Raw genomic sequence first — 1,241 nt, 5'->3', positions numbered from 1 at the left:
GGATGGTTGCTCGTGGCCAGTGCAGGTACGGTGATATCGGGATTCTTCTTCGGAGTGTGAATACAAGTGGTGAGCCGTTCATTGATGTGTTCCGGGAGAAGCATATTCCTTTCATGGTCGGGGGGAAGGTTGGTCTTTTTCGCCGGGCGGAGATTGCGGCTCTTGCAAAGATTGTGGTCTGGGCTTCTCCGGACGGCTTTTTCCAGAAGTCACGATGGGACTGGAAGAATAAGCTTGAGGGGGAGGATCTGCTCACGTTCGGATCACAGGAATGGGTGGATGCAATCCCGGGTCTTTGCACGGTTGATGAGATTCTTCCCCGGCTGACTGAGTGGAAACGGCAACTCCATGGGAAAGGGTTTGATCATGTTGCCGGGATGTACCAGGAACTCCTCTCCATTCTCGGGTTTTTACACCTGGATCCGGATAATCCTGAACATGCGGTCATCATGGCTAATCTGGGGCGGTTCGGGGATATCATGAGCGATGTGGAAACGGCCCAGAAACTCGGGGGTCACCGGGTCTCTTGGCCAACTCTGTTAAAGACGATAACGTATTTCCTGAACCATTACGCAAACGGGGCCTATGATGAGCGTATGGATGATGATCTGACCGGTCTGAATGCAGTGAATCTGATGACCATGCATCAGTCAAAAGGGCTGGAGTGGCCGGTTGTGTTCATCCCTGCTCTGGTGAACGGAAGGTTTCCCTCATCCAACACCGGAAGAGAGCAGAGATGGTTTCTTCCCCGGGATATGTTTGATGTGTCCAGGTATGAAGGTGATGTGGAAGGGGAACGGAAGTTGATGTACGTGGCCATGACAAGGGCAAAGGAGCTGCTCGTCCTGTCATACTTTACAACACTAAACGGGAAGAAGAAGGGTGTCAGCGAATTTATTGAGGATCTGGCTGACTGTCCGGATATTGAGGTTCTATCTTCCTCTGCACATCTGCCTGATCTCTCATTCTCGCAGCGTGGTGAGGATGATGAGATCCAGACCTTTTCAGCCGGCGAGTTGATTCACTATAGTAAATGTCCGTACCGGTACAGAATAAATACCATATGGGGATTTCAGCCGGGTATCAACCCATATCTCGGCTATGGAAATGCGCTCCATCATTGTATGCGGGAAGCTGCTGAACTGATGAAGGAGGGGTATGATCCGGTTACAGCGGTGGCAACCTCGGTTGAGGAGAACTTTTTCATGCCATTTGTCGATCCCGGTCGTGCAGAGGGTCTG

At 51.4% G+C, this 1,241-nt stretch carries 1 protein-coding gene; it reads left to right on the top strand.

Features of this window, described 5'->3' with window-relative positions; genetic code table 11:
- On the top strand, positions 1-1,241 hold a 1,241-nt coding region (locus tag PLA23_RS13570; protein ID WP_324475566.1), incomplete at both ends, for a 3'-5' exonuclease.

It is taken from the genome of Methanospirillum sp. (genome assembly GCF_035406105.1).
Classification (GTDB): Archaea; Halobacteriota; Methanomicrobia; order Methanomicrobiales; family Methanospirillaceae; genus Methanospirillum.
Note: the sequence above shows the minus strand (reverse complement) of the source record. Positions and strands in the feature narration are given on the sequence as shown.